The 25,956-nt window shown below is 72.9% G+C and carries 29 protein-coding genes; 16 read left to right on the top strand and 13 right to left on the bottom strand.

Annotation, left to right across the window (positions count from 1 at the left end):
- Positions 1 to 100: 100 nt before the first annotated feature.
- Together UQW22_RS07625 and UQW22_RS07620 are read right to left on the bottom strand one after the other, a co-directional pair.
- Positions 101 to 769, bottom strand: a complete 669-nt coding sequence (locus UQW22_RS07625) for an O-methyltransferase (protein ID WP_407320307.1) — start codon at positions 767 to 769, stop codon at positions 101 to 103.
- 46 nt (positions 770 to 815) lie between these two features.
- A complete protein-coding gene (locus UQW22_RS07620) occupies positions 816 to 1,982 on the bottom strand; it encodes a hypothetical protein (protein ID WP_407320306.1) in 1,167 nt (388 codons plus the stop codon).
- A 348-nt stretch (positions 1,983 to 2,330) separates the two neighbouring features.
- On the opposite strand from UQW22_RS07620, the gene erm reads away from it, so the two are divergent.
- The 7 genes from erm (at position 2,331) to UQW22_RS07585 (ending at position 6,157) form a co-directional block, all read left to right on the top strand.
- The gene (gene erm / locus UQW22_RS07615; protein WP_407320305.1) at positions 2,331 to 3,116 is read left to right on the top strand and encodes a 23S ribosomal RNA methyltransferase Erm; all 786 of its coding nucleotides are present in this window, start codon (positions 2,331 to 2,333) and stop codon (positions 3,114 to 3,116) included.
- Between the two features lie 20 nt (positions 3,117 to 3,136).
- Positions 3,137 to 3,451: an ArsR/SmtB family transcription factor gene (locus UQW22_RS07610; protein ID WP_407320304.1), complete on the top strand. Its 315-nt coding sequence runs from the start codon at positions 3,137 to 3,139 to the stop codon at positions 3,449 to 3,451.
- Complete coding sequence (locus UQW22_RS07605) at positions 3,448 to 3,651, top strand: hypothetical protein (protein WP_407320303.1); 204 nt, start codon at positions 3,448 to 3,450, stop codon at positions 3,649 to 3,651. Before UQW22_RS07610 ends, UQW22_RS07605 begins: the two co-directional genes overlap by 4 nt.
- Positions 3,635 to 3,802 (top strand): hypothetical protein, encoded by a 168-nt coding sequence (locus UQW22_RS07600; RefSeq protein ID WP_407320302.1) that lies wholly within the window; start codon positions 3,635 to 3,637, stop codon positions 3,800 to 3,802. The genes UQW22_RS07605 and UQW22_RS07600 overlap by 17 nt, the downstream gene beginning before the upstream one ends.
- Before the next feature lie 76 nt (positions 3,803 to 3,878).
- On the top strand, positions 3,879 to 5,000 hold the full coding sequence (locus tag UQW22_RS07595; RefSeq protein ID WP_407320301.1) for an AI-2E family transporter: 1,122 nt from the start codon (positions 3,879 to 3,881) through the stop codon (positions 4,998 to 5,000).
- 9 nt (positions 5,001 to 5,009) lie between these two features.
- Positions 5,010 to 5,591: a 1-acyl-sn-glycerol-3-phosphate acyltransferase gene (locus UQW22_RS07590; RefSeq protein ID WP_407320300.1), complete on the top strand. Its 582-nt coding sequence runs from the start codon at positions 5,010 to 5,012 to the stop codon at positions 5,589 to 5,591.
- 14 nt (positions 5,592 to 5,605) lie between these two features.
- A complete protein-coding gene (locus UQW22_RS07585) occupies positions 5,606 to 6,157 on the top strand; it encodes a GNAT family N-acetyltransferase (protein ID WP_407320299.1) in 552 nt (183 codons plus the stop codon).
- Positions 6,158 to 6,193: 36 nt separating this feature from the next.
- Here the strand turns inward: UQW22_RS07585 and UQW22_RS07580 are convergent, their stop codons facing one another.
- Complete coding sequence (locus tag UQW22_RS07580) at positions 6,194 to 7,117, bottom strand: universal stress protein (protein ID WP_407320298.1); 924 nt, start codon at positions 7,115 to 7,117, stop codon at positions 6,194 to 6,196.
- A gap of 127 nt (positions 7,118 to 7,244) precedes the next feature.
- On the opposite strand from UQW22_RS07580, the gene UQW22_RS07575 reads away from it, so the two are divergent.
- The gene (locus tag UQW22_RS07575; protein WP_407320297.1) at positions 7,245 to 8,861 is read left to right on the top strand and encodes a GAF domain-containing sensor histidine kinase; all 1,617 of its coding nucleotides are present in this window, start codon (positions 7,245 to 7,247) and stop codon (positions 8,859 to 8,861) included.
- Between the two features lie 13 nt (positions 8,862 to 8,874).
- Here the strand turns inward: UQW22_RS07575 and UQW22_RS07570 are convergent, their stop codons facing one another.
- The 3 genes from UQW22_RS07570 to UQW22_RS07560 all read right to left on the bottom strand — a co-directional run bounded on the left by UQW22_RS07570 (position 8,875) and on the right by UQW22_RS07560 (position 11,134).
- A complete protein-coding gene (locus UQW22_RS07570) occupies positions 8,875 to 9,519 on the bottom strand; it encodes a response regulator (RefSeq protein ID WP_407320296.1) in 645 nt (214 codons plus the stop codon).
- Between the two features lie 10 nt (positions 9,520 to 9,529).
- Complete coding sequence (locus UQW22_RS07565) at positions 9,530 to 10,444, bottom strand: universal stress protein (protein ID WP_407320295.1); 915 nt, start codon at positions 10,442 to 10,444, stop codon at positions 9,530 to 9,532.
- Positions 10,445 to 10,594: 150 nt separating this feature from the next.
- Entirely contained in the window at positions 10,595 to 11,134 is a 540-nt protein-coding gene (locus UQW22_RS07560; RefSeq protein WP_407320294.1) for a hypothetical protein, read from the bottom strand.
- Positions 11,135 to 11,439: 305 nt separating this feature from the next.
- Between UQW22_RS07560 and UQW22_RS07555 the strand changes: the two genes are divergently transcribed.
- Positions 11,440 to 11,922, top strand: a complete 483-nt coding sequence (locus UQW22_RS07555) for an RNA polymerase sigma factor (protein WP_407320747.1) — start codon at positions 11,440 to 11,442, stop codon at positions 11,920 to 11,922.
- Positions 11,919 to 13,244 (top strand): hypothetical protein, encoded by a 1,326-nt coding sequence (locus tag UQW22_RS07550; RefSeq protein WP_407320293.1) that lies wholly within the window; start codon positions 11,919 to 11,921, stop codon positions 13,242 to 13,244. The genes UQW22_RS07555 and UQW22_RS07550 overlap by 4 nt, the downstream gene beginning before the upstream one ends.
- A 4-nt stretch (positions 13,245 to 13,248) precedes the next feature.
- On the opposite strand, the gene UQW22_RS07545 is transcribed toward UQW22_RS07550, so the two are convergent.
- Positions 13,249 to 15,303: a hypothetical protein gene (locus UQW22_RS07545; protein WP_407320292.1), complete on the bottom strand. Its 2,055-nt coding sequence runs from the start codon at positions 15,301 to 15,303 to the stop codon at positions 13,249 to 13,251.
- A gap of 212 nt (positions 15,304 to 15,515) precedes the next feature.
- Between UQW22_RS07545 and UQW22_RS07540 the strand changes: the two genes are divergently transcribed.
- The 3 genes from UQW22_RS07540 to UQW22_RS07530 are packed head-to-tail and all read left to right on the top strand — an operon-like array spanning position 15,516 to position 16,427.
- Positions 15,516 to 15,767: a hypothetical protein gene (locus tag UQW22_RS07540; RefSeq protein ID WP_407320291.1), complete on the top strand. Its 252-nt coding sequence runs from the start codon at positions 15,516 to 15,518 to the stop codon at positions 15,765 to 15,767.
- Positions 15,688 to 16,113, top strand: coding sequence for a type IV toxin-antitoxin system AbiEi family antitoxin domain-containing protein (locus tag UQW22_RS07535; protein ID WP_407320290.1), 426 nt, complete (start codon positions 15,688 to 15,690; stop codon positions 16,111 to 16,113). The genes UQW22_RS07540 and UQW22_RS07535 overlap by 80 nt, the downstream gene beginning before the upstream one ends.
- Positions 16,110 to 16,427 carry a hypothetical protein gene (locus tag UQW22_RS07530; RefSeq protein WP_407320289.1) on the top strand — a complete coding sequence of 106 codons (318 nt, stop codon included), beginning with the start codon at positions 16,110 to 16,112 and terminating at the stop codon, positions 16,425 to 16,427. Before UQW22_RS07535 ends, UQW22_RS07530 begins: the two co-directional genes overlap by 4 nt.
- 71 nt (positions 16,428 to 16,498) lie before the next feature.
- On the opposite strand, the gene UQW22_RS07525 is transcribed toward UQW22_RS07530, so the two are convergent.
- Positions 16,499 to 17,635, bottom strand: a complete 1,137-nt coding sequence (locus tag UQW22_RS07525) for a dipeptidase (protein WP_407320288.1) — start codon at positions 17,633 to 17,635, stop codon at positions 16,499 to 16,501.
- A gap of 71 nt (positions 17,636 to 17,706) precedes the next feature.
- On the opposite strand from UQW22_RS07525, the gene UQW22_RS07520 reads away from it, so the two are divergent.
- Together UQW22_RS07520 and UQW22_RS07515 are read left to right on the top strand one after the other, a co-directional pair.
- Positions 17,707 to 18,102 (top strand): MerR family transcriptional regulator, encoded by a 396-nt coding sequence (locus UQW22_RS07520; protein WP_407320287.1) that lies wholly within the window; start codon positions 17,707 to 17,709, stop codon positions 18,100 to 18,102.
- A 144-nt stretch (positions 18,103 to 18,246) separates the two neighbouring features.
- The gene (locus UQW22_RS07515) at positions 18,247 to 18,513 is read left to right on the top strand and encodes a hypothetical protein (RefSeq protein ID WP_407320286.1); all 267 of its coding nucleotides are present in this window, start codon (positions 18,247 to 18,249) and stop codon (positions 18,511 to 18,513) included.
- Here UQW22_RS07515 and UQW22_RS07510 read toward each other — a convergent pair.
- Genes UQW22_RS07510 through UQW22_RS07490 form a run of 5 tightly spaced genes read right to left on the bottom strand, consistent with a single transcriptional unit; the run spans position 18,510 to position 24,608 of the window.
- Entirely contained in the window at positions 18,510 to 18,869 is a 360-nt protein-coding gene (locus UQW22_RS07510; RefSeq protein WP_407320285.1) for an RNA-binding S4 domain-containing protein, read from the bottom strand. The two genes, UQW22_RS07515 and UQW22_RS07510, sit on opposite strands and share 4 nt — an antisense overlap.
- A gap of 33 nt (positions 18,870 to 18,902) precedes the next feature.
- Positions 18,903 to 21,356: a glycoside hydrolase family 3 N-terminal domain-containing protein gene (locus UQW22_RS07505; RefSeq protein WP_407320284.1), complete on the bottom strand. Its 2,454-nt coding sequence runs from the start codon at positions 21,354 to 21,356 to the stop codon at positions 18,903 to 18,905.
- 20 nt (positions 21,357 to 21,376) lie between these two features.
- A complete protein-coding gene (locus UQW22_RS07500) occupies positions 21,377 to 22,267 on the bottom strand; it encodes a carbohydrate ABC transporter permease (RefSeq protein ID WP_407320283.1) in 891 nt (296 codons plus the stop codon).
- Positions 22,267 to 23,277 carry a carbohydrate ABC transporter permease gene (locus tag UQW22_RS07495; RefSeq protein ID WP_407320282.1) on the bottom strand — a complete coding sequence of 337 codons (1,011 nt, stop codon included), beginning with the start codon at positions 23,275 to 23,277 and terminating at the stop codon, positions 22,267 to 22,269. Before UQW22_RS07495 ends, UQW22_RS07500 begins: the two co-directional genes overlap by 1 nt.
- Positions 23,278 to 23,282: 5 nt before the next feature.
- The gene (locus UQW22_RS07490; protein WP_407320281.1) at positions 23,283 to 24,608 is read right to left on the bottom strand and encodes an ABC transporter substrate-binding protein; all 1,326 of its coding nucleotides are present in this window, start codon (positions 24,606 to 24,608) and stop codon (positions 23,283 to 23,285) included.
- A 264-nt stretch (positions 24,609 to 24,872) separates the two neighbouring features.
- Between UQW22_RS07490 and UQW22_RS07485 the strand changes: the two genes are divergently transcribed.
- Entirely contained in the window at positions 24,873 to 25,871 is a 999-nt protein-coding gene (locus UQW22_RS07485) for a LacI family DNA-binding transcriptional regulator (RefSeq protein ID WP_407320280.1), read from the top strand.
- Positions 25,872 to 25,956: the final 85 nt, after the last annotated feature.

Below are 25,956 nucleotides of genomic sequence, written 5' to 3'. Positions count from 1 at the left end.
CATGCCGCGCCACGACCGTCACCGGGACGACGAGCACTACGCCCTGCGCACGTTCCGCCGGAACGGCTCGGCGGTCTCGCTGACGGAATAGGAGAGCCGCTCAGCGCACCCGCGCGACCGCGAAGCCGTCCCAGCCCTTCGAGCCGACCGTCTGCAGCGCCGTCGCCTCCAGCCGGGGATCGCTGCCGAGGCCGCGCAGGAACGCTCGCGCGCCCTGGACGCTCGGGTCGTCGCTCGACGGGTCGACGACGGCGCCGCGGCGCACCACGTTGTCGCCCACGACGACGCTCCCCGCGTGCGTCAGCCGCAGCGCCAGCTCGAGATAGGCCGCCATGTTCGCCTTGTCGGCGTCGATGAACACGAGGTCGAACGGCTCGGTGCCGGCGTCGGCCAGGCCGGTGAGGACGTCGAGCGCCGGACCGACCTCGATCTGCACCCGGTCACCGACGCCGGCCCGCGAGAGGTTCTCCTGCGCCACCTCGGCGTGCCTCGGGTCGAGCTCGACGGTGGTGACGTGCCCCTGGTCCCCGACGGCTCGCGCGAGCCAGATGGTGCTGTAGCCGGCGAGGGTGCCCAGCTCGAGGACCCGGCGTGCGCCGGCCATCCGGGCGATCAGCGCGAGGAAAGCTCCCTGGTTGGGGGCCACCTCGATGGGCGGTAGCCCTCGCTCCCGTCCCAGCTCACGAGCGGCGACCAGCGCCTCGTCCTCGGCGACCAGCTCACCGGCCAGGTAGTCGTCGACGTCGCTCCACTGCGCCCCGGTGTCCATGCCCCGATCCTGGCACGCCAGGCTGGTCGGGGCACGGACCCGCTGCTCACTGCCCGAGGAACGCCCTGGCGAACGCCCGCCTGCCGTCGGAGATCAGCTCTCTGCCGAAGACGGCCGCGACGGTGGTCCCCCAGAGATACTGGGAGACGTAGGAGTAGACGTCCCGCGGCCCGGGGCCCATGTCTCGCCACCGGCCACGGAGCTCGGGGACCCCCCGGACGTCGACGAACATCGGGGCGATGCTCGGACCGCCGGTCGGCGGGTAGTGGCCGGGGACGTGCGGGACGTACTCCATGGCCGAGAACGCCGGGGCGCCGACCTGCGCGGCCTGGAGCACGTCGTCGAACGACGCCTGGGTGGCCTTGATGGCTTCGGCCAGGTTGTCGGCCGCCTTCGGCTCGAGCTCGACCCGGTCCCCGTAGGCCACCCAGCCGTGAGGCTTGCGCCCCGAGGCGACGTGCAGGCCGACGGCGTTCTCCTCGCCGTGCATCGCCCGCGAGAGCAGTCCGCCGATGGTCTGCCGCGACAGAGCGCCTTCCCCCGTCCATGCCGTGTCGTTGAGCAGGCGGCGCGGCGTGCGGACGTGTCCAGACGCGAAGAGGTCCGTGAGGAAGTGGTCGGCGAACGCGTTCATCGCGAGGGCGCGGTTGAGGTCGTGCGGCGCCATCGCGCACGCGGCCGCGTGGCCGGCCAGGTAGGCCTTCTCGGCGTCGGCGCCGAAGTGGTCCATGTTCGCGATGGCGAGGCGGATGAACCTCCCGGGCTTGGCCCAGAGCCCGTAGGCCCCCTCGCTCGCCGGGGCACCACCGGTCACCTCGTTCCACTTGTAGCTGAGCGAGTCGCCGAGGTCCCCGAACACTCGCTCGGGGCTGGCCGGGCGGTCCACGACGACGGCCTGCCACTCCTCGTCCATCAGGGCGAGGACGGCCCGCAGCTCGTCACGGTCTCCACGCCACAGCGTGTCGAACGCCTCTCGGAAGAGTCGCTCGCGGTCGGCGAAGGTGGCTCCGTCGCTGATCGGCTTCTCTCCCGGGACTCCGTAGAAGTCGCCCCCCAGCGCGACCACCTGGCCGTACGTGAGGGTCTCCGGCAGCCCTCCGGGGCCGGTCGGGTCGAGCTGTACCGTCACCACGCCGTCGCGCGTCTTGACCGGGGCCCCGGAATGAGTGAGCCGGACGTGGTCGCCGACGTACCGGTGCTCTGATGCCTCCATGCTTCCTCCTCTGTCGAAGCGGTCACTCCACAGGGAGGGGTCAAATGACGCGACAGGACACTGTGGCCGGGTGAAAGATGCCTGAGTCGATGATTGCTGTCAGCAACCCTGCAGAATTCTCGTGGCAGACGCCACGGGCCTCGCACTACGATCTCCGGCCATGGGAACACTGTGCTGCGCGCCGTCGACGGCGCTGCTCTTCCGCGACCGCCGCGCCTGACGGCGCGTCCGCGGGTCCACCACGCCACGCGCCGTCGTCCGGGACGTCCTCGCACCCCGGCCGCGCGTCATCTCGTCATGTCCTGACGCCCGTCGGGGTGCCCCGTACCTCTCGCTCGGAGCGCACCCGTGTCTACCCGTTCTCGCCATGGCGGCCGCCATGAGCTCGGCCAGAACTTCCTCGTCCACCACCCCACCGTCGACCGCGTCGTCGGTCTCGTCGCCGTGACCGACGGCCCGGTCCTCGAGATCGGGGCCGGCGACGGCGCCCTCACCGTCCCGCTGGCCCGCCTCGGCCGCGACCTGACCGCGATCGACCTCGACGAGCACCTCGTCCGCAGGCTGCGACGCCGACTGCCTAGCGTGCGCGTCGAACACACCGACGTCCTGCGTCACCCGCTGGACCGGCCCGTCGTCGTCGGCAACGTCCCGTTCCACCTGACCACGCCCGTGCTGCGGCGCCTCCTCACCCGCGACCGCTGGCAGCACGCGATCCTGCTCGCCCAGTGGGAGGTGGCCCGCAAGCGGGCAGGTGTGGGAGGGGCGACGATGATGACCGCACAGGCCGGTCCGTGGTTCACGTTCACGCTGCACGGCCGGGTCCCGGCACAGCACTTTCGACCTGCCCCCGGGGCCGACGGCGGCCTGCTGGCCGTGGCCCGTCGCACGGAACCGCTCGTCCCGGCCCGGGAGCGCAGCGGCTACGAGGCGTTCGTCCGCCGGGTCTTCACAGGGCGGGGCCGCACGCTGGCCGACGTCGTCGCCGGAGCCACCAGGTCAACCCGCCGCGAGGCGCACGCGCTGCTGGCCTCGTGCGGCGTCGCCGCCCGGGCGCTGCCGCGAGACCTGGACGCCGGGCAGTGGGCGCGGCTGTGGCGAGAGCTCCCACGGCGGCAGGGGGTGCGTCATGCGTAAGACGCTGCTTACATATATCCATGGACGTCTTCGAGGCCCTCGGCACCCCGCACCGGCGCCGCATCGTGGAGCTGGTGTCCGCCGAGGAACGCACCGCCGGGGAGATCGCCTCGTACTTCGCGATCTCCCGCCCCGGCGTGTCCCAGCACCTGACCGCCCTGGTCTCCGCCGGGGTCCTCACCGTCCGCAAGGCCGGCCGCGAGCGCCGCTACTCCCTGCACGCCGACGCCCTCGCCGAGGCAGGCTCCTGGCTCGAGGCCCAGCAGACCCGTTGGAACGACGCGCTCGACAGGCTCGAGCGCGAGATCGCCGCCGACGAGACCGGCACAGCATGACCACCGACACCACCCGCGGAACCCTGGGTCTCGACCCGTCCTGGACCGCGCAGATCCAGTTCGTCCGGCACCTGCCCGTGCCCACGGAGCGCGCCTGGGCGTGGCTCACCGACCCCGAGCTCCTGGAGCGCTGGCTGCCGGGCTGCCGGGCTGCCGCATCGAGCCGCATGTCGGGGCGGAGCCGTGTTCGACTTCGGTGAGGAGGGCACGGCCACCGGCGAGGTCACCGCGGTCGAGGAGCCCTCCCTGATCGAGCACACCTGGGTCTGGGACGGTGTCCCCGACTCGGTGGTGCGCTGGGAGCTGGCGGCCGACGGAGCGGACGACCCCGTGGCGGCCACGTGGTCGTAGATCGAGGACGTGGCCGCTCTCTACGCGATGTGACGGCAGCAGGACCCCGGTGGGCCGCGCCCGATAGGTTCGGGCCATGAGCCCCGTCGACGCCGCCGCCGTCAGGCACGATCGTTCCACCCTGGAACGCTGGGGACGACGCGCCTGGGCGTTCGTGGGGCTGGCGCTGGCGGCGGTCGCGGTCTACCTGGGCACGTCGCTGATCTCGGGGCTCGTCGTGCCGCTGATCGTGGCGCTCGTGGTGGGCGCGCTGTTCGCCCCGCTGTGCTCGCGGCTCACCCGGTGGATGCCCCGCTGGCTCGCCGCGATCATCGTGCTGCTGGTTCTCCTGCTCGTCGCGGCGGGGACGGTCGGACTCGCGATACGTGGCGTCGTGCAGCAGGCCCCGGAGATCGGCCGGCAGCTCACCATCGGGTTCGACGCCGTCCAGGTCTGGGCGGCTGACCTCGGCCTGGAGCTCCCGGAGGTCGACGACAGCGAGGCGGGCGGGCTCCCCCGGTGGGGCACCGTGCTGCTGTCCGGATTCACGGCGCAGCTCGGCAACGTGTTCTCCGGCACCGCGGCGCTGGCGATGGGCACGTTCGTCGGCCTCTTCCTGCTCTACTTCATCCTGGCCGACTGGGACTCCTTGACGCGGTGGACCGCCCGCCACCTGGGCGTCGCCGAGGACGTCGGCGCCGGGATCATCGACGACGGCACCTGGGCGATGCGGCGGTACTTCCTCGCCCTGACGGCCTCCAGCGTCGTCGTGTCCGTCATGGTCGGGGTCGCCGCCTGGCTCCTCGACCTCCCGCTGGCCCTCACCATCGCCGTCGTCACGCTCATCACCTCGTACGTGCCGTTCCTCGGCGCGATCGTCTCGGGGGCGTTCGCGGTGCTCATCGCGCTCGGCTCCGGTGGCCTGGTGCCCGCTCTGGTGATGCTCGCCGTGATCCTCGTCGCCCAGAACGGCGTGCAGACGATCATCCAGACCTTCATGACCCAGGGGGCACTCCGGCTCCACCCGATCGTCATCCTCGGCTCGACGATCGCGGGCGGCGCCCTGTTCGGCCTCCTGGGCGCCGCGCTGTCGACACCCGTGGTCGCCATCCTCATCAAGATCGTCGAACGGCTGCGTGCCCTCGAGCGGAGGGCCACGGGACCGGCCGGCGCACCGAGCGCCGACGACGCCGCACCGGCCCCGCCGGCGCGCGACTAAACTCGGACGATGCTCAACCCGTTGCGCCGCGCCGTCGCAGGCCTCTTCTGGCGGCTCAGCCGGTGGACCCTGCGCAGCGAGCCGGCCCCTCGCCAGGCCGGCATCCTCGTCGGCGCGCCCCACACCTCCAACTGGGACTTCGTGCTGATGCTCGCCATCTCCTGGCGGCTCGGCCTGGACATCCGCTGGCTGGGCAAGCACACGCTGTTCGACGGCTGGAAGGGCCCGGTCATGCGCGCGCTCGGCGGCATCCCCGTCGACCGCCGCGACCCGTCACGCGTCGTGCGCGACGTCCTGGATCACGTCTCCCGGGGCGAGGTCTTCCATCTCGTGGTCACCCCCGAGGGCACCCGCTCCGGCGACGGCTGGAAGTCCGGCTTCTACCGGATCGCCCGCGAGGCCGGGCTGCCCGTCACCCTCGGCTACGTGGACCGCACCACCATGACCACCGGCCTGGGCCCGACCCTCGACCTCACCGGCGACGTCGGTGCCGACATGGACCGCATCCGCGCCTTCTACGCCGACAAGGCCGGGTACAACCCGCAGCTGCGCACCGAGCCCCGGCTGCGCTCGGAGTCCGACGACGAGTAGCTAGGCTCGCCGTCGTGCCCCTGCCGATCTCCCTGCCCGACGGCGTCACCCTGCGCCTGCTGCGGCCCGACGACGGGCCGGCGCTCGCCGAGGCGTACACCCGCAACCGCGAGCACCTCGCGCCGTGGGAGCCTGCGCGGACCGAGGCGTTCTTCACCGCCGAGCGCCAGACCGCACAGGTCCTCGTCGGGCTCCGCGAGCACGAGGCCGGACGGCAGTGCCCGCTGGTCCTGGCCCGCGGCGACGCGATCGTCGGCCGCGTGAACGTCAGCGACGTCGTCCGTGGCGTCTTCCAGAACGGGCACCTCGGCTACTGGGTCGACGCCGGGCTCGCCGGCCGCGGGATCATGACGGCCGCCGTGCGGGCCACCGTCGGCCTGGCCCGCGACGACCTCGGGCTGCACCGCCTGCAGGCGGCGACCCTCCTGCACAACACGGCGTCCCAGCGGGTGCTCGAGCGGGCCGGGTTCGCTCGCATCGGCCTGGCTCCGCGGTACCTGCGCATCGCCGGACGCTGGGCGGACCACCTGCTGTTCCAGCGGATCCTGCACGACGAACCCGCCTGACCGCCAGGGGCCGGCGGTCAGGCGGGAGCGCGGGGATCACGGCTGCGCGTGCGCCACGATCACGGGGCACGGAGCCTCTCGCCCGAGACGGTCGGGCACGGACCGCAGGACGCGTCCCATGACCGGGGTGTGCCGGCGTCCGCCGACGACGAGCACGTCGTGGCGGCCGAGGCGCGAGGCGACGACGTCCGCGTCCGACCCGTGCTCCACCTGGACGGACCAGTGCACGGTCGGGTACTTCTCCTCCCAGCGCCTCAACTCCTCCTGGAGCCGCTCCTTCGCCTCGTCGCGGTACTCGTGGACCCAGCCGCCGGCGATCGCGTACGGGCCCGCGAGGAACTCCTCCGTCAGGGCGTGGACCGCGACCAGCGGAGCACCGGCGTGCCGGGCCTCGTCGAAGGCGAGGTCGAGCACCCGGCCCAGGTGGTCGTCGAAGTCCACCGCGGCGACGACCCGCCACACCGGTCCGACGACGTCGGCCGCCGAGGCGGACCGCAGCGCGACGGGGTCGGTGGGGACCACGGCGACCGTGCCCTTGGCCATCGCCAGGAGCGCCGCGGAGACCGAGCCGAGCACCAGGCGGTCCAGGGCGTTGAGACCCCGCCGCCCGACGACCACCAGCTCGCTGATCTCGGAACGCTTGACGAGCACGCCGGCGGGGGCCCCTTCGACGATCTCGTGGTCGACGTCCTCGGCGGCGGGCACAGACCCCGGCCTGCGACGACGCAGCTCGGCGAGGCGACGCATCGCCTGGCCCGACACGTCCTCGGCGGACTCCCGCAGGGACGCCAGCCCCATCCCGTAGGTGTCGGCGAGCGGCATGGTGGTCACCTCGAAGGCGGTCAGCACCGTCAACCGTTCCCGGCGTCGGACCGCTTCCGCGGCGGCCCACTCGAGCGCCTGGTCGCCGGCCGACGAACCGTCGACCCCGACCACCACTGCGTACCTCTTCGTGTTCATGGCGTCCTCCTCGTGTCCTGGACACCAGTACGCCACGCGGGCACGGGCCGGCAGAAGAGGCCGTCGACCCCGCCGCGCGGGACCAAGGTCCCGGGCCGGACAGGCCCGGCAGCGCTAGCGTGGCCGCATGAGCGACGACGCGGACGTGCTGCTGGGTGCGGTGCTGTCCGTGGGCCGCGGCCTCGACCTCGAGACGACGCTGCAGCGGGTCGTGCAGGCCGCCGCCGACGTCGTCGACGCCCGCTACGCCGCACTCGGGGTACTCGGCGAGGACGGGCAGATCGCCCAGTTCATCACCGTCGGGCTCACCGAGAACGAGATCCGCGCCATCGGTGCGTACCCCCGTGGCCGGGGACTGCTCGGCGAGCTGATCCGGCACCCGGTGCCCCTGCGACTGCCCGACATGGGCGCGGACCACCGCTCGGTCGGTTTCCCCGCCCATCACCCCCCGATGCGGACCTTCCTGGGTGTCCCGCTCCGGGTGCGCGGCAGCGCGTTCGGCAACCTGTACCTCACCGACAAGCGCGGCGGTATGGAGTTCAGCACCGAGGACCAACGGCTCGTCGAGGCGCTCGCCTCGGCCGCCAGCGTCGCCGTCGAGAACGCCCGGCTGTACGACGAGGCCCGGCTGCGGGAGCGCTGGGCGCACGGCAACGACGAGATCTCCCGCCGGGTCCTGGAGGGCGACGCGCCGCAGGAGGTGCTCGACGCCGTCGCGCGCGAAGCGTTGCAGGTCGCCGCGGCGGACGTGGCCGTGCTCGCCACCGTCCCCGACGAGTCCGACCGCCTCCGGGTGCGCTCGGCCCACGGACCGGGCACCGAGGGCCTCGTCGGCACCGACGTCCGGCTCGAGGGCACCTTCGCCGCGGAGGCCTACGTCTCCGGCCGGCCCGTCGTCACGGCCGACGCCGCCTCCGACCGGCGTCAGACGCTCTCGTTCAACCCGCCCAGCGTGGTGGGCCCGCTCGCCGCGCTGCCGCTCGGGGGGCCGGGGCGGACGGCCGGGGTCCTCACCGTCGGGCGCCGGCTGGGGACCGTGCCCTTCCCGCGGGTGGTCGTCGACGCGCTGGCCGCGTTCGCCGCCCAGGCGGCGGTCGCGCTCGAGCTGTCCGAACGCCGGCGCGACGGCGAGCGGCTCGCGGTCGTCCGCGACCGGGACCGCATCGCCCGCGACCTGCACGACCTGGCGATCCAGCGCCTGTACGCCACCGGGCTGTCCTTGGAGGGCGTCGGGCGGCGGCTGCAGGACGCCGCCCCCGCCGACGCCGAACGGGTGAACCGGGCCGTGGGCGATCTCGACGAGACGATCAGCCTGATCCGGACCACGATCCGCGGGCTGCGCCCGTCCACCGGGGGCGCGCGCAGGGTCGGCGTGCGCGCCCGTCTCGTCGCCGAGGTCGACGCGGCCACCCGCACCCTCGGCTTCACACCCGCGCTGCGCATGTCCGGGCCCGTGGACACGCTGGTGGCCCCGGACGTCGGGGACCACCTCGTGGCCGTGGTCCGTGAGGCGCTGTCGAACGTCGGCCGGCACGCCGAGGCACGCACCGCGAGCGTCGACCTCGTCGCCGGGGACGAGATCAGCCTCACCGTGCGCGACGACGGGGGCGGGCTCCCTGCCGACGCCGCCCGGAGCGGGCTGGCGAACCTCGAGAGACGCGCCCAGGAGCTGGGCGGGACGTTCGCGGCCGAGGCCGCGCGGCCGGGGACGCTGCTGCGCTGGAACGTCCCCCTGGCGCCTTGACGTCGTCGTCGGCTCAGGGCCGTTCGAGGCGGGTGGCGAGCACGGCCGCTTGGACGCGACGCTCCAGGCCGAGCTTCGCCAGCACGCTGGAGACGTAGTTCTTCACCGTCTTCTCCGCGAGGTACAGCTCGGCACCGATCTGCCGGTTGGTGAGCCCCTGGCCGATGAGGGCCAGCACCCGGCGCTCTTGGGTGGTGAGGTCCGCCAGGGGGTCGGCGTCCGGCCGGTCCTGGGACCGCATGCGTTCCATGACCAGCCGGGCCGCCCGGGGGTCGAGCGTGGACCCCCCGGCGGCGACCGTCCGGATCGCCGCGAGGAGGTCGTTGCCCCGCACCTGTTTGAGGACGTAGCCCGCCGCGCCGGCGAGGATCGCGTCGAACAGGGCCTCGTCGTCGTCGAAGGACGTGAGCATGAGGCACGCGACGTCCGTGGTGGAGCGCAGCTCGCGGCACACGCTCACCCCGTCGCCGTCGGGGAGCCGGACGTCCAGCACCGCGACGTTAGGCCGCAGCGCCGGGATGCGGGCCAGCGCCTCGGAGGCCGACCCCGCCTCGCCGACGACCTCGAGGTCGGGCTCGGCCTCGAGGAGGTCCGCGACACCGCGACGGACGACCTCGTGGTCGTCCAGGAGGAAGACCCGCACGGTCTGCTCGCTCATGGTCATCAGGCTACGCGTGGGCCACGATGACCGGGCACTCGACGTCCCGCCCGAGGCGGTCGGCGTCCGACCGGAAGATCCGTCCGAGGACGGGCGCGTGCGGCCGACCGCCGACCACGACGAGGTCGTGCCGGCTGAGCCGCCGGGTGAGCACGTCGACGATCGACCCGCGTGCCATCTCCATGGTCCGCTGCACCGTCGGGTGCTTCCGCTCCGCACCGACCAGCCTGTCCTGGAGGCGGGCCGTCGCCTCGGTCTCGTACTCGTGGACCCAGGCGGTCTCCATGGCGTAGGGACCGGCGATGAACTCCGAGTGGAGCGCGTGGACCAGGAGCAGCGGGACGCCGGCGTGCGCGGCCTCCTCGAAGGCGAGGTCGAGCACCCGTTCCAGGTGGTCGTCGAAGTCCACCGCGGCGACGACGCGCCACACCGGACCGACGACGTCTCCCGGGCAGTCCGTCGTCGCCGCGACGGGGTCGAACGGCACGACGGCCGCCGGCCCGTTCGCCCGGGCCGACACCACCGCGGAGACCGAGCCCAGGACGACCCGGTCGAAGGCGTGCAGACCACGTCGGCCCACGACCACGAGCGCGCTGCTCCCGGAGTGCTCGACGAGCGCGCCGGCTGCCGAACCGTGCACCGTCTCCCAGCTGGTGTCGTCGGCCTCGGGCACCTGGCCGGCACACTCCTCGCGGGCCTTCGCCAGCCGCTCGGCGGCCCGTCCGACCACCTGGGTGGCCTCGTCGTGCATCGCCTCCGGCCCGATCCCGTAGCCGGTGCCGCCCGGGACGGTCGAGACGTCGTACGCGCTCAGCACGGTCAGCGTGGTGCCCCGGCGGACGGCCTCCGCCGCCGCCCAGAAGAGCGCCTGGTCGCTGTCCGCCGAGCCGTCCACGCCGACCACCACTCCGTGTCGCTCGCTCATCGCATCCTCCTCGGTCCTGTTCCTCCATCGGGTGCGGGACCCGGACCTGCCCGGCACCAAGTGCCGCGGCCCCCGGGCCCCACCGTGCCGACGACCCCGAGTCCGGAGGCCCCGGGGAGTGTCAGCGGTGCGATCGGTCCCGCGCCACGCTCAGCGCAGGATCGGGTAGCGCTGGACGAGGTCGGTCGCGGCCCAGCGGCGGCCGAGCCCGAGCGTGTCGCCCGCAGCGACGGCGGCCAGACCGATGAGCAGGACGGCCTCGATGAGGTGGTCGTCCAGGAACGGGTTGACCTCGATCGGCAGCGCGGCCATCCACATCATGACCAGCAGCAGGGCGCCCGAGACGGCGGCGATCCGCATCCCGATGCCGAGCGCGAAGGCCAGGCCGATGCCGAGCAGGCCGAGCATGAACAGCCAGTCGATGACGGCGACGCCCGCGAGCGCCCCGAAGAACCCGGCGAACGGGCCTTCGACGTTGCTGAGGAAGCCCTCCGTCGGCGAGCCCCCGGTGAGCCAGGCGTTCTCGGCCGGCGTCGACAGCCCCAGCCCGAACGTCTTGTCCGCGAAGGCCCACAGGAACTGGAAGGCGATGAGCAGGCGGAGCACCGCGAACGTGTACGCGGCGGCGGGCGACAGCCTGCGCTCCGGCGTGGTGGGGACCGACTGCGGACCCCGGACGGTGGTCGTCATGGCTTCCTCCTCCGGCCGGGGAGCCCGGCCTTCGCTGCCCGGGTCCGTCCCCGGGCGACGAGACCAGCATCGCCGCCACGGACCCCGCCACGGCAGGGTGCAACGGCCCTGACCTGGGGGTACGTCGGCCCTGCGCGACGGGCCAAAGGTCCCGAGCCGGGCACGTAAGTCTCGGCGCGTCGCGGACACTACGTGGCGTGAGCTTCTCCTCCCCCGGTGACACGGCACCGGCCGAGCTCGACGGCGATCCCGCCGAGCGCCTCGCCGCGCTCTGGGATACCCATGCCGTCCGCGTCTAGGCCTACCTGCTGCGCCACACCGACCCGGACGCCGCCCAGGACCTGCTGTCCGAGACGTTTCTCGTCGCCTGGCGGCGCCTCGACGACGTCCCGGCCGACGCCCTGCCGTGGCTGCTCGTCGTCGCCCGCAACCTGCGGCGCAACGCTGCACGGTCCCAGGTCCGCCGCCGCCTGCTGACCGCCGAGCTGACCTCTCTGGAGAACGCCGCGCCGTCGGCCGCCGGGTCACCCGAGTCGGAGGTCGCCGAGCGGGACCTGCTGCTCCGCGGTCTGGTGACGCTCACCGAGCGCGAGCGCGAGGCGATCCTGCTCGTGGCCTGGGACGGTCTCGCCCCGTCCCAGGCCGCGGAGGTCGCGGGATGCACGACGGCGGCCTTCCACGTCCGCCTGCACCGCGCCCGACGGCGGTTGGCCGCGTCCGTCGCGGACGTCCCACCCGCCCTGCGTGCTGTCGACAGCACCTCGTCAGCCACCCGGAGGTCGGCATGAGCATCCCCCGCATCGACGACCGGCTCGCGCGCCTAGCACCGACCTCGTCCCCCGACCCCGAAGGTCTCGCGGCGGCGCGTGCCGCCGTCTTCGACGCCGCTGTGGAGGATCGGACAGGTTCACGTCGAGGCCGGGTGCACGAGCGCACCCAGGTCGTCGACCTCCACGACGAGTCGCTGGACGACGTCGTCGCCCCGCTCGGTGCCGCCCGGCGGCGGAACCGGCACCTCGGGGTCGCGGCTGCGGCCGCCGGCGCCGTCGGGGTGATCAGCGTCGGGCTCGTGCTCCTCCCCGGAGAGGTGGGGTTCGTCCCCGCGTCGCCCGGGGCGACGTGCGGCGACCAGCTCGTAGGCAACCTGGGCCTCCAGCCCGAGACCGCCGAAGAGCTGACCTGGCGCACCGTCGCGAGCGAGTCCGGCGGCACGGCCGACACCACCCTCCTCGTGCTCGACGGCGGCGGTGTCGCCGGGGTGTGCTCCGACGTCCGCGGCGACGGCGGCACGACGACATCGACCACCACCTGGTCGCTGCCCGGCGCCGAGCCGGCAGCGGACGAGATCCTCCCCCGCGGAGTCACGAGCGGCCCGGCGCCGGTCGTGTGGGGCGTCGCCGGCGCCGGGGTCGACTCGGTCGACGTCGCCCTGGAGTGGTCCGACGACGGCGGCTCGATGACCGGCGACTCCGGAGTGGTCGTCGAGGCCCGGATGACCGACGACGGCTACTGGTCCGCGTTCTTCTCCCCCGAGGATCGCGTGCCGCAGGACGCGGCGGTCGCGCTCACGTGGCGGCTGGCGGACGGCACCGAGGGGTCGATGTCGTTGGACGAGGCGTGGCCGGGCGTCGATGCCACCACACCCTTGGCCGAGGCACGGCGCGAGGAGTGCCCGAGCGGGTCGTCGTCGTCCGGCCTGCGGCCGGTGTTCGAGGAGGTGCGCGACGAGGTCGGCGTGACGCTGCTGGGGGACGGTGTCCGCAGGACGGTGCTGTGCGCCCAGGACGCCGACCCGCCCTACACCCAGCGACTCACCAGCGGCGGGACGGCCTCGGCACCCGCTCCTGCGGCCGACGAGGCAGTGGCGGACTCCGGCGGCGGGGGCGGCCATGCCGCGGCGCTCGTCGGCCGCGCCGGGGAGGACGTCGCCCGGGTCGAGGTCACGACGACCGACGGCCTCTCGCTCGACGCCGAGGTCGTCGACGGCTACTGGATGGTGTGGGTCGAGTCTCCGGCAGCCTCGGACGACAACGGCCTGTGGCAGGACGCCACGCTCCGGTGGCACCTGACCGACGGGTCGCCGGGCGGCGCAGGCACCGTCTTCGGGTGAGTCCCTACCCGCCGACGGGCGTCTTCGCGCCGTCGGTTCCGTCGTCGGCCACGTCTCCCGGCGAGGCGTCGTCCGGCGCACGCTCCGCCGTCGTGCCGGGCGCGGCGAGGACCGCGACGACCTGGGGCTCGGTGAGGACCGCGGGACGACGACGACGGCGGCGACGCACCAGCAGCACCGGCACGAGCACCAGGAGCGCGAGCAGGACCAGCCCACCGACGACGATGCCGATCCCGACCCAGAGCGCGCGGCCGGCCTGCTCGGCGGTGTCGCCGGCGAGCGCCTGGGCACGGTCGAGGTCGCCCGCGTGGAGAGCCGCACGGGACTCGGCCGCCGACGCCTCGACGTCGAGCACGGACTCGCCGAGCTCCGTGACCGGGTCGCCCTCGGCTGCGACCGCGTCCGAGGCGTCGCCGACCTGGACGATCGTGGCGGCGGCCTGGGGCAGGAGCGTCGCCAGCGCCTCGTAGTCCTCGGTGGACTCGGCGTCCTCGTAGGCGCCGCTGACGGCCACGGGCACGTCGAGCCCGGTGGTCTCGGCGGCGTCCTGGACCGCGACGGCGTCGGGTGCGACGGGCTCGAGCGCAGCGACGGCGGTGGCGGCGTCGTCGAACTTCCAGTCGGTCATGGCTCGCCGCAGGCCGTACGGCGGCTGCCACCCGCCGTCCGCCTCGTCGAGGCTCGCATAGGCCGCCCGGGCGTCGACACGTTCGTCGAGCAGCTCGACGCCGTCGTCGTCGACGACCCACTTCTCGTAGGCCTCGGTGCCGTCGACGCCGCCACGCTCGGCGACGAGGTCGAGGAACCGCTGCCAGTCGATCCGTCCCCGGTTGTCGACGTCGTTGCCGGGCCGTTCGTAGGCACCCACGCCGGCATAGGCGGCGGAGACCACCTCGGTGAACTGCTCCTCGTCCACGTCCTTCAGCAGCGAGTGCACGGCGGTGTACGCGGCCGCGTAGGCGTACGTCTCGGTCCGGGGCTCTCGCTCGGTCTCGGTCCAGTCGACCAGCGGCAGGGCACCCTTGGCGTCGCGCTTCGGTGTCTTGCGGGGTTCTCCTTCGCCCTCGACGGCGTCGATCACCCGGTACGCCGTCACCTCGGTGAGCCCCTCGTAGAGCCAGCGCCCCTCGAACCGTGCGTCGTCGAACCAGGCATGGCCGAGCTCGTGGAAGAGTGTCGCCTCGTCGAGCTCCTCGCCCAGGACGATCTCGTTGCCCGCGTCGTCGAACCAGGCGTAGCCGAGCACCTGGGGCGAGACGTCCTCGCGGACGACGTCGATGCGCCCGGGCCACTCCGCCCCGAGGTAGCCCTCCAGGAGGGGCAGCCCCACGGTGACCCGGTCCGCCGCGAACTCGCGCCAGGTGTCGTCGCCGGGGAAGCTCTGCAGCGTCAGGGTGGCGTCGCCCACCGTGACGTCCTCCGTGTCGGTGCGCTCCGGGTCGCGCACGGACACCGCCGCCCACGTGCCCCACTCGTCCGTGTGCTCCTCGAGGGTGTACACGCTCCGCTTGCCCTGCTGGTCGACGGCGAAGTCGGCGGTGGCGTCGAACTTCATCGAGCTCGGTGCCACGACCTCGACGCTCACCTTGCCGGGGTCGCCGGTGGCCTGTGCGGGGAAGGTGGCGTACCCGGGACCCACACGGCTCCACCGCTCGGAGCGGATCGGCGCCCCGCCGATGTCGTACGTCCACTCGATGGTGCGGGTCCGTCCGTAGTTCAGCGGCGAGAAGGACGCCGTGGCCCACTGGACGTTCGGGTCCTCGGGCTCGTCCTCCAGGTTCACGGTCAGCGATGCACCGCCGCTGGTGGCCCGCACGTTCTTCGCGCTGGCCGGCACCCCGATCCCGTACGCGTCGAAGTAGTAGATGTACGAGCCGCTGTTCGGCGTGACGTTCGTGATGGTGGTGGTGATCTCCGCGGTCACGGACCCCTTGGCCTTGACCACGTACCGCGCACGGGACTCCTCCGTGAGGCCGTCGGCCGCCGCCGCGGGGCCGACGGCGGCCGGCGCGAGGAGACCCCCGAGGGCCAGCCCGAGCGCGACGACGGCTGTCGCCACGCGGCGGAGCGGGCGCCCCGATCGATTCCGGGTCCGGTCCGCGCGCGCCACGTCTGCTCCGTCGTGTTGTCCTGCGACGACCCCCTGGCCGTCGCAGGTGATCGTAGCGGCACCAGGTGACCGGTCGGTATCCGGTCGGGCACGACCTCGGGTCGCGCGCACCCCCTCGGTGCGGTAGACCGGACACATCGGTCTGGACATCGGGGGATGCCATGAAGAACGAGGCAGGTGCGACCACCATCGCGCTGTTGACAGCGTGCTCGGACCCGGATCTCGGGATCCGGTCACCCGTCGTCCAGGAGCTCCTCGACGAGGCCAGCCGTGATCCCCAGCTCGCCCGTCAGGTCATCACCACGATGCTCACCGCCTCCGTGATGTCTCTTCATGCCTACACCGACGCCGCCCACCGCGACCCGTCCGAGGTGCTGCAGAGCCTCGGCCTGTCGTGGTCCGCCCGCAGCTGATCAATGGGGCCTGCTGACCACCGGTCAGGCAGCGGCAGCTGGCGTAGGCAAGATGATGCTGAGCCGCATGGTCGCCGACGGTGAGCTGGAACGAGTTTTCCACGGCGTGTACGCCACACCATCGGCCGCGGCAGATCGGAACACCGAGACCAGGGCTCAGTGGCTGGTCCTGGACCCTCACAGGCTGGCCGAGGACCGCCTGGCAGAGCCGCACGTCGCCGGTGTCATCTCCCACGCGACCGCAGCCGCTGCGTACAACATCGGGACCTGCCCTCCGACGAGGTCGAGATCACGATGCCACGACGCCGGCAGACTCGCCGCAGCGGGCTGCGCATCCATGTCATGAACCTCGACCCGCAGGACGTCAGGCTTGTCGACGGCCTGCCCACGACCACACCGGAGCGCACGATCGCGGACCTGGTGCGATCCGGGCACGACCTGAGCCACGTCGCCACCGTCCTGGGTGACGCGGTACGCACCGGACAGACGACGACCGAGAGAGCGCGTCAGGCTCTGCGACGAGTACACGGCGAGAGGTTCACCCGGGCAACCTGGCCGATGATCCTGCGGACCGCCGAGCTCGACCCCCTCCGCGTCCTCGAGCAGCTCAGACGCTGGGCGAACGATCCTGGACAGTCAGCGATCGCGCCCGAGCCATGAGCAAGCAGACGGGAGGCCGAAGGACGCACTGGTACGCGAGTACGCCTTCGACTGACGTGCGTGTCCCACCGTCAGTGCATGCGGGTCGCCACGGCCTCGGCGTTGCGCATGACGCGCAGCATGTTGCGGCTGGTGAGCTGACCGAGGTCCTCGTCGGACCAGCCGCGCCCCGCGAGCGCCTCCAGCAGCGCGGGATATCCCGACACGTCGGCGAGCTCGGGCGCGAACCCGTCGGCGCCGTCGTAGTCCCCGCCGAGGCCGACGTGCTCGATCCCGGCCACCTCGCGCACGTGCTCGACGTGCGCGACGACGTCGTCCAGGCGGGTCGGCGGTGCCGGGTGCTGCTCACGCCACCGGGCCAGGAAGGCGCTGAACCTCGGGTAGTCGCCGGCGCGGATGCCCTCCGCCGCGGCCGCCTCCTCCGCTCCGGCCTTCCACTCCGCCACCTCGGGCGTCACGAAGTGCGGTACGAAGGTGACCATGCAGACCCCGCCGTTGTCCGCCAGGCGGGCCAGGACGTCGTCGGGCACGTTGCGGGGCACGTCGCAGACCGCGCGGGCGCTGGAGTGAGAGAAGATCACCGGCGCCTCGCTGACGTCGAGCGCGGCGTGCATGGTGCCGACGGCGACGTGGGAGAGGTCGACGAGCATCCCCAGCTTGTTCATCTCCCGCACCACCTCACGGCCGAACCCGCTGAGGCCGCCGTGCCCGCCGGGCAGGTCGGTGGCGGAGTCCGCCCACGAGGTGCTGTCGTTGTGGGTCAGGGTCATGTAGGACACGCCCAGGGCGCAGAACATGCGCAGCACCCCGAGCGAGCCGTCGATGGAGTGACCACCCTCGGCGCCCAGCAGGCTGGCGATCCGGCCGTGGGCCCAGGCCTCCTCGACGTCGGCGGCGCTGGTGGCGAGCTGGAGCTGGTCGGTGTTGCGCGAGACCATCCGGTGCACGGCGTCGATCTGCTCCATCGTGGCCACGACCGCCTCCGCGCCGGGCAGCGTGGTCGGCACGTACACCGACCAGAACTGCGCGCCCACGCCACCGGCCCGCAGCCGCGGGATGTCGGTGTGGGTACGGCCCTTGGTGGAGCCGGAGATGTCGAGGCGGTCCCAGTCGTAGCCCACCTGCTCGCGGGCCTCCCACGCGAGGTCGTTGTGCCCGTCCCAGACGGGTTGGTCGGCCAGGAGGTCCCGGACTCGTTCACTCACCATGAGGTGACAGTAGCCCCGGGACGCCCCGATAGAGTGCTCGTCCCGCCCCCGCCGTCGTCAGGACCCGCTTCATGACCACCCCGCAGACCATGCACATCGGAGCCGTCGCGGACCGCACCGGCTTGTCGTTGCGCACCCTGCGGCACTACGACCAGGTGGGTCTGCTGCCGCCGTCGGCGCGCTCGGAGGGCGGGTTCCGCCTGTACACCGAGTCCGACGTCGAACGCCTGCTCCTGATCCGCCGCATGAAGCCGCTCGGGTTCTCGCTCGAGGAGATGGCCGACCTCCTCGCCGTCGCCGACCGGCTCGGGGGCGGCCCGGACGGCACCGACGTCCCCGACGGCGAGGAGGAGGCCCTGCGCGCACGGCTCGCCCGGCACGTGGCCGCCGCGCAGGAGCGCCGGGCCGCGCTGGCCCGCCGGCTCGACATGGCGGACGAGCTGATCTCGCTGCTCCGGGAGCTGTGAGCCGTGCGGACGTTCGAGGAGCTGGCGGCGGAGGCGACCGCCGCCGACGTGTCCGGCTAGGGATTCGCCTGGCTGGACGGGCGGGCCCGCGAGGAGCGCCCGCCGTGGGGCTACGCCCGCCTGCTGGCCGAACGGCGGGGGCAGGTGGGCTCGGCGCTCGACCTGGACACGGTCGCCGCGGCCGAGCGCGCCGGGCTCGTCGTGGATGACGTGCGGCGTGCGAGGTGCCGGATGGAGCTCGACGACGTCGGTGCCGTCATCTGGCCGCTGCGCAGGTGCGTCTGGCGGGTGCCCGACTTCTCGGTCGACCGGTACGAGGACACGCTGCGCGAGCTCGACGCCGAGATGCGCGCGGGCCGGCCGGTCGTGGCCCGCTCGACACGGCACCTGGTCGAGGCCCGACGCGACTAACGGCGTCGTCCGCGAAGCTTGTCGATCTCCCGGCGCTCGCGCTTGGTCGGCCGGCCGGTGCCGCGCTCCCGGAGCCCGACGGCCGCACGCTCCTCGCGCGTCGGCACCGGCGGGCTCTGGTCCTCGTAGGCCTTGACGGCGATCGGCGCGCCGACCCGCTTGGGGATCAGCTCGCGCACCACGACGACGCGTTCGCGCAGGGGGTCACGCCAGGTGATGCGGTCGCCGACCGCCACCGACGTCGCCGGCTTGGCGACGGTGCCGTTGACCCGGACCCGGCCGGCGCGCAGCGTGGACGCTGCGACGGAGCGGCTCTTGAAGAGCCGCACCGCCCACAGCCAGATGTCGACCCGCATCCGTCCACTCTGCCACGCGCCGCCGTCGGCGCCCTACCCCACGACGGCGGCGGTGACGATCCGCGGGTCGGCCGCCGTCACGACGTACCTCGTCCCGGTCAGCGCGACCGTCGCCCGTGGCGTCGCCGCCCCGGGCAGGTCCGCCCGGGCGACGGCCTTCTCGTTCGAGATCGCGCCACCGGTGGTGTTCTCGACGCTCTCGTGACCCGTCCCGTCGGTCGCGGCCGCGTGGGCACCGACCCAGACCTCCACGTCGCCGGGCTCGACGACGCGTTCGAGCCGTCGGTCGGTGAACGCGAACCGGGCCGCCGGCACCGAGAACGCGACGACCGCCGACTCGCCCGGCTCCAGCGCGATCCGCTCGTAGGCCAGCAGCTGCACCACGGGGCGGGGCAACGAGCCGACGACGTCGCGCCCGTAGAGCTGGACGACCTCCGCACCGGCGACGTCCCCGGTGTTGGTGACGCGCACGGACGCGACGAGCGTCCCGTGGGTCGGCGCCGCGGCGTCGACCTCCAGCTCGGAGTACTCGAACCGGGTGTAGGTCAGCCCGAAGCCGAACGGGCGCACCGGGGTGGAGTCGGTCGACGTGACGTCGCTCGGCCCGCCGAGGACGGGGTGCAGGTAACTGTACGGCTGGGCACCGGCCGACCGCGGCAGCGACACGGGGAGCCGCCCGGACGGGTTCACCGACCCGGTGAGGATCCCTCCGATCGCCGCGCCGCCCTCCTCGCCGGGGAAGAACGCCTGGAGCACCGCCAAGGGTCGCCGGTCGCCGTCGAGCGCCCAGTCGATCGCGTACGGACGCCCCGAGACGACCACCATCACCACGGGGGTGCCGGTGGCGACGAGGGACTCGACGAGCCGGCGCTGCACGCCGGGCAGGTCCAGCGACTCGACGTCGTTGCCCTCGCCGACGGTGCCCCGCCCGAAGAGCCCGGCCTGGTCACCGACCACCACGACGGCGACGTCGGCGGACCGCGCGGCGGCGACCGCCTCGCCGAACCCGGACGTGTCGTCGCCGTCGACGTCGCAGCCGCGCGCGTGCACCAGGGTGGGCTGCTGGACGCCCGCGTCCGCGAACGCGCCGCCCAACGACTCGAAGACGGTGGAGATCTCGAAGCCCAGCGGGTGCTCGGGGTGGTGGGCGAGCACGTGGTTGGCGAACGAGTAGCACCCCATCAGCGCGTCGGCACGGTGGGCGTTGGGCCCGACGACGGCGACCCGCCCCGGCGCGCGGGTCCACCCGCGCAGCGGGAGCACGCCGTCGTTGGACAGCAGCACCACGGACTCCTCCGCGAGCCGCCGGGCGACGGCCCGGTGGCGCGGCGAGTCCAGGTCCACGCTGCTGGGCGGCTCGCCCGCGAACGCGTCGAGCTCGAGCAGCCCGAGCTCCTCCTTCTGGGTCAGCGCACGCAGCACCGCACGGTCGACCAGCGACTCGTCGACGCGTCCGTCACGGACGGCCGCGGCGAGCGGCTCCAGGAACGCGTCCCCGGTGGGCAGCTCGATGTCGAGGCCGGCCGCGAGCGCCTGTCCCGCCGCGTCGCCCCGGTCCCCCGCGACCGCGTGCATCACCTGCAGGAACGCGACCCCGAAGTAGTCCGCGACGACGACGCCGTCGAACCCCCAGCGGTCGCGCAGCACCTCGGTGAGGTACTCGTGCGAGGCGTGCCCGGGCACCCCGTCGGTCTCGTTGTAGGAGGCCATGACGGCCCGTGCGCCACCGTCGCGCACGGCCATCTCGAAGGGCGGCAGGTAGACGTCGGCGACCTCGCGGGGGCCGGCCGAGACCGGTGCGTGGTTGCGTCCGGCCATCGACCCGGAGTAGCCGACGAAGTGCTTGAGGGTGGCGTGCACCCCCGCACCCTGGAGTCCCTTGACGTAGGACGTCCCGACGGTGCCCACCAGGTAGGGGTCCTCGGCGATGCACTCGTCGACGCGTCCCCACCGGGGGTCGCGCACGACGTCGAGCACGGGGGCGAGGCCCTGGTGGACGCCGAGGGTGCGCATCGACTCGCCGATCAGGGCACCCATCTCCTCGACGAGCGCGGGGTCGAACGACGCGCCCCAGGCGAGCGGGGTCGGGAACGTGGCGGCCTGCCACGCGGCGAGCCCGGTCAGACACTCCTCGTGGACGAGGGCCGGGATGCCCAGCCGGGTCGACGCCTTGAGGCGCCGCTGCTCCTCCCAGAGCCAGCGGGCCCGTTCGACGGGGTCCACGGGCCGGGTGCCGTACACCCGGGTGTAGTGGCCGATGCCGTGCCGGGTGACCTCGCCGAGCCGGTCGGACCCGACCTGCCCGGCGGCCATCTCTCCCTGCATGGGGGCGACGACCTCGCCGCCCTGGTCGAGCCAGTACCCGACGAGCTGGCCGAGCTTCTCCTCCAGGGTCATCTCCGCGTGGAGCGCGGCGACCCGGTCGGAGACCTGGGGGCCGACAGGTGCCGGCCCGGTCGAGCCCTCGGTCACGGTCTCGGTGGGCATGCGGTCCTCTCTCTGCGCGGTCATCCCTTCACCGCGCCCTGCAGTCCGTTGACGATGCGCTTCTGCATCGCCAGGAAGAACACGAGCGCCGGGATCATGGCGAGCGTGGTGAAGGCGAAGACACCGGCGGTGTCGGAGGAGTGCTCGGAGGAGAAGTCGGCGACGCCGAGCGGCAGGGTCTTCATGTCTCCCTGCAGCAGGAGCAGCGGCAGCAGGTAGGCGTTCCACGAGCCGACGAACGCGAGGACACCGACGGTGACCATGCCCGGTCCGGACAGCGGGATGAGGATCCGCCAGAAGAACCCGATCCGGCTGGTGCCGTCGAGCTGCGCCGCCTCCTCCAGCTCCTGGGGCAGCGCCTTGAGGAACGGCCGCAGGATGACCACGGTCATCGGCAGGGCGAACGCCGCCTGCGGCAGCGCCACGCCCCACCAGGTGTTGCCCAGCCCGAGGTTCTGCGTGAGCAGGATGAACAGCGGGATGACGGCGACCGTGGCCGGGAACAGGAGCCCGGCCACGAAGACCATGAACAGCGCCTCGCGCCCCTTGAACGTGTACCGCGCCAGCGGGTACGCCGCCATGACGCCGAAGACCACGACGATCGCGGTCGTGACGACGGCGACCACCACCGAGTTGAACGTGTACTGCCAGAACGACGGGTTGGCGACCACGCCGGCGTAGTTGCTGAAGATCCACGGGTCCGGCAGGGCCGCGGGGTTCTCCGTGAGCTGGCCGTTGCTGCGGAAGCCGCCCAGCACCCCGTAGACGACGGGTCCGAGGGTCGCGCAGACGACGACGAACGCGATCGCGTAGACGACCGGGTTGCCGCCCTGGAACTTGCCGGCGCTGCCCCCGCGGCGCCTGGCCGGCGGGTTCTTCGTGACGGCGGGTGTCTGAGTCGACGTGGTCATCACGCCACCCCCTTGGCGTCTCGGCGCAGGATGAGTCGCTGGTAGAGCACCGCCATGACGAGGGCGATGAGGAACAGGATCACGGAGGCGGCGCCGGCGATCCCGAAGTTGTTGCTCCGGGTGCCCTCGTTGACGAGGAAGACCGCCATGGTGCTCGTGGCGTTGGCGGGACCGCCCTTGGTGAGGATCCACACCATGTCGAAGAGCTGCAGGGACCCGATCATGGACAGGAACCCCCAGGTCCGGATCGTGGGGCCGAGCAGCGGGATGGTGATCCGGCGCTGCACCTGCCACCAGGAGGCGCCGTCGAGCTGGGCGGCCTCGTAGAGCTCCTCGGGCACGCCCTGCAGCCCGGCGAGGAAGAGGATCACGGCCAGGCCGAGGTACTTCCACGTCAGGATGGCGATGACGGTCCACAGCGCCAGGTCCATGTCGCCGAGCCAGCCCTGTGCCGGCGGCTCGATGCCGACCGACTGCAGCATCGTGTCGATCACGCCGTACTGCGGCTGGACCAGCTGGAACCAGATGACGCCGGCCACGACCTCGGCGAGGACGTACGGCACGAAGATGATCGTCCGCAGCGCGCCCTGGCCCCACATCCTGCGGTTCAGCAGGAGCGCGATCGCGAGCCCCAGCGGGAGCTGGACGGCGATCGACATCACGACGATGATGAGGTTGTTGACGAGCGAGCCGACGAACACGTCGTTGCCCAGGATCGAGACGTAGTTCGCGAGCCCGACGAAGTCCACCAGGGGACCTCGCCCGTTCCACCGGAACACCGACATCTGGACGGCCGTGATGACCGGCCAGACGACGAAGAGGACGAGCATCGCGAGTGCCGGCGTCACGAAGAACGCGATCTCGAGGTACTTGCGTCGTTGTGAGCGCTTGGCCCGTCGCCCCCCAGCCGACGGCCCGGCGGCCGGGCGACCCTGACGGGTCGCACCGGCGGCCGGACCGGAGGAGGTGACAGGCGAGGCGGCCGTCGCGACGGACGCGTCGTCTGCCATCTCGGTCACCCCTGCGCTGCCGCGGCTTCTTCGATGGCGTCGACGACGTCCTGCGGGCCCGCCTCGCCGGCGAACATCAGGGCGATCTCGTCGTTCATCGCGTTGCCGACGGACTGACCCAGGCGGGTGTCCAGGTAGAGCTGGGTCTCGCCACCGCCGTCACGGACGGGGATGAGCTGGGCCAGCGTCTCGTTGGCCACCGAGCCGGTCGCCGCCGGGTTGGTCGGCAGGCCCATGTCGAGCTCGGCGAAGCCGGTCTGGACCTCGTCGGAGAGCAGGTACTCGGCGAAGTCGACGGCAGCGTCCGGGGCGTCGTTCGACACCGCCCAGGCGTCACCGCCACCCATCTGGTCGCTGGGCTCGCCGGCCTGGCCCGGGAAGGTCGGGAAGGCGAACCAGCCGAGCCAGTCGGGCACCTGCTCGTCCTCGCGCAGACCGCCCACGACACCGGGCTCCCAGTGGCCGGCGAGCTCCATGCCGACACGTTCGCTGGCGAGCAGACCCGAGGCCGACGTCGGCCCCTCCTGCGCTCCGGTGGCCAGGAAGCCCGGGTTGAAGGGTTCCTTGGCGATGATGTCCTGGACGTTCTCGCCGGCCTGGAGGAAGCACTCGTCGGAGTAGTCGCCCGACTCGATGGCGGCCTCGACGGTCTCGAACTCGCACTCGCGCACGACGCCGTAGTACCAGTAGTGCGCGGCGGGCCACTTGTCCCCGGCGCCGACGGAGAGCGGGTCGACGCCGGCAGCCTTCAGCTGGTCGATGTAGCCGTAGAACTCGTCGATCGTCGGGTTGTCCGACACGTCGGTGATCCCGGCCTCCTCGAAGAGGTCCATGTTGTACCAGAAGCCCACCAGCCCCATGGAGAACGGCAGCGCGTAGACGCCGTCGTCCACGGTGTACTGACCGGTGAACGCCGAGATCGTCTCGACGGTGCCCGACGCGTCCTCGGTGAGGTCGCGCAGGAGTCCGGCGTCGACGTCGTTCTGCAGCTCGCCGCCACCGCGGCTCATGAAGACGTCGGGGATGCCGGAGCCGGCCTGCATGGCGGCCTGGAGCTTGGTGAGCATGTCCTCGTGCTGCATGGCCTCGACCTGGACCGTCACGCCCGGGTTGGCCTCCTCGAAGTCGGCGGCGACCTGGTCGTAGTAGACCTTGCCCTCGCCGGTGTTCGAGTTGTGCCACCACTCGACGGTGGAATCGCCACCCTCGGCGGTGGTCTCGCCGTCCGTCGTCTCCTGGTCGGCCGTCCCCTGTCCGGCGCAGGCGCCTGCCAGCAGGGCGACGGTCGCCCCGAGCGCGACGGCGGTCGCGCCTCGCATCTTCCTCGTCATCGTGGAACCCCTTGGTCGTCGTCGACAGTGGTACTTCGGTGGTGCAGCTGCGGGCGGTCCGCACCTGCCCCTCGGCGCTGCGGCTGCCCGTCCGATTCCCACCCTGGCAGGAGACCGACAGCGTCGTCAATCGTTTTCGATAACGGTTTCGACACGGCGCGACACGGTGCGCCGGGCGTCGTCGTTGCCGGATACTCTCGTCCTGTGAGCACCGCCGCCGAACCGCCACCCGCGGGAACCCAGTCCGGACCCATCGTGGGTCGCGTGACGATCTCCGACGTCGCGCGGGTCGCGGGCGTCTCCGTCGCCACGGTCTCGAAGGTCGTCAACAACCGCTACGGGGTGGCGCCCTCGACCGCGGAGCGCGTGCTCGGCGTCGTCGCCGACCTCGGCTACGAGTCCTCGCTCGTCGCCCGCAGCCTGCGCCGGCAGTCCACCAACGTCGTCGGCGTCCTGGTGGCGGAGTTCGAGCCCTACTCCACGGAGCTGCTCAAGGGGATCTCGTCCGCCGTCGACGGCACCGGCTACGAGCTCCTCGCCTACTCCGGCGGCACCGACGGCGGCGCCATCACCGGCTGGGAGCGCCGCTCCCTCTCCCGGCTCGCCGGCACCCTCATCGACGCCGCGATCGTCGTCACCCCGACCATGGTGCTCTCGGAGGCCAACGGCATCCCGGTCGTGGCCATCGACCCGCACACCGGGCCCGAGGGCACCCACACTGTCGACTCCGACAACACCACCGGTGCGCGCGAGGCCGTCGAGCACCTCCTCGGGCTCGGGCACCGGCGCATCGCGCACCTGGGCGGTCGCCCCGACCTCGAGTCGGCCCGGCTGCGCGAGCTCGGCTACCGCCAGGCGCTCGAGGCCGCCGGGATCACCGTCGACCAGTCGCTGATCCGCGTGGGCGGCTACCGGCCGAACACCGCCGACACCCCGGCGCGCGAGCTGCTCGCCCCGTCGCGCGGCGAGCGCCCCACCGCCGTCTTCGCCGCCAACGACCAGTCGGCCATCCACGTCGTCGAGGTCGCGCAGGACCTCGGGCTGCGCGTGCCGGAGGACCTCTCCGTCGTCGGGTTCGACAACGTTCCCGAGTCGTTGACCACGACGCCGGCGCTCACGACCGTGTCGCAGCCGCTGCACGAGATGGGCACCGAGGCGCTGCGCATGGTGCTCGACCTCCTCGAGGGTTCCCCCCGCGAGCAGCACCTGCGCCTGCCCACCTCGCTCGTGGTGCGCGGCAGCACCGGCCCCGCGCCGGCCTGAGGAGACGCTGGCGCGCGCCCCCTCCGGGCGCACGCCGAGGCCATGAGCACCGGCGCCACGGCGTGGCGGATCGTGCCCGCGCCGA

This window comes from Isoptericola halotolerans, assembly GCF_045689585.1.
GTDB lineage: Bacteria > Actinomycetota > Actinomycetes > Actinomycetales > Cellulomonadaceae > Isoptericola > Isoptericola halotolerans_B.
The sequence above is the reverse complement of the archived record's forward strand: the minus strand, read 5'-3'. Positions and strand labels throughout refer to the sequence as shown.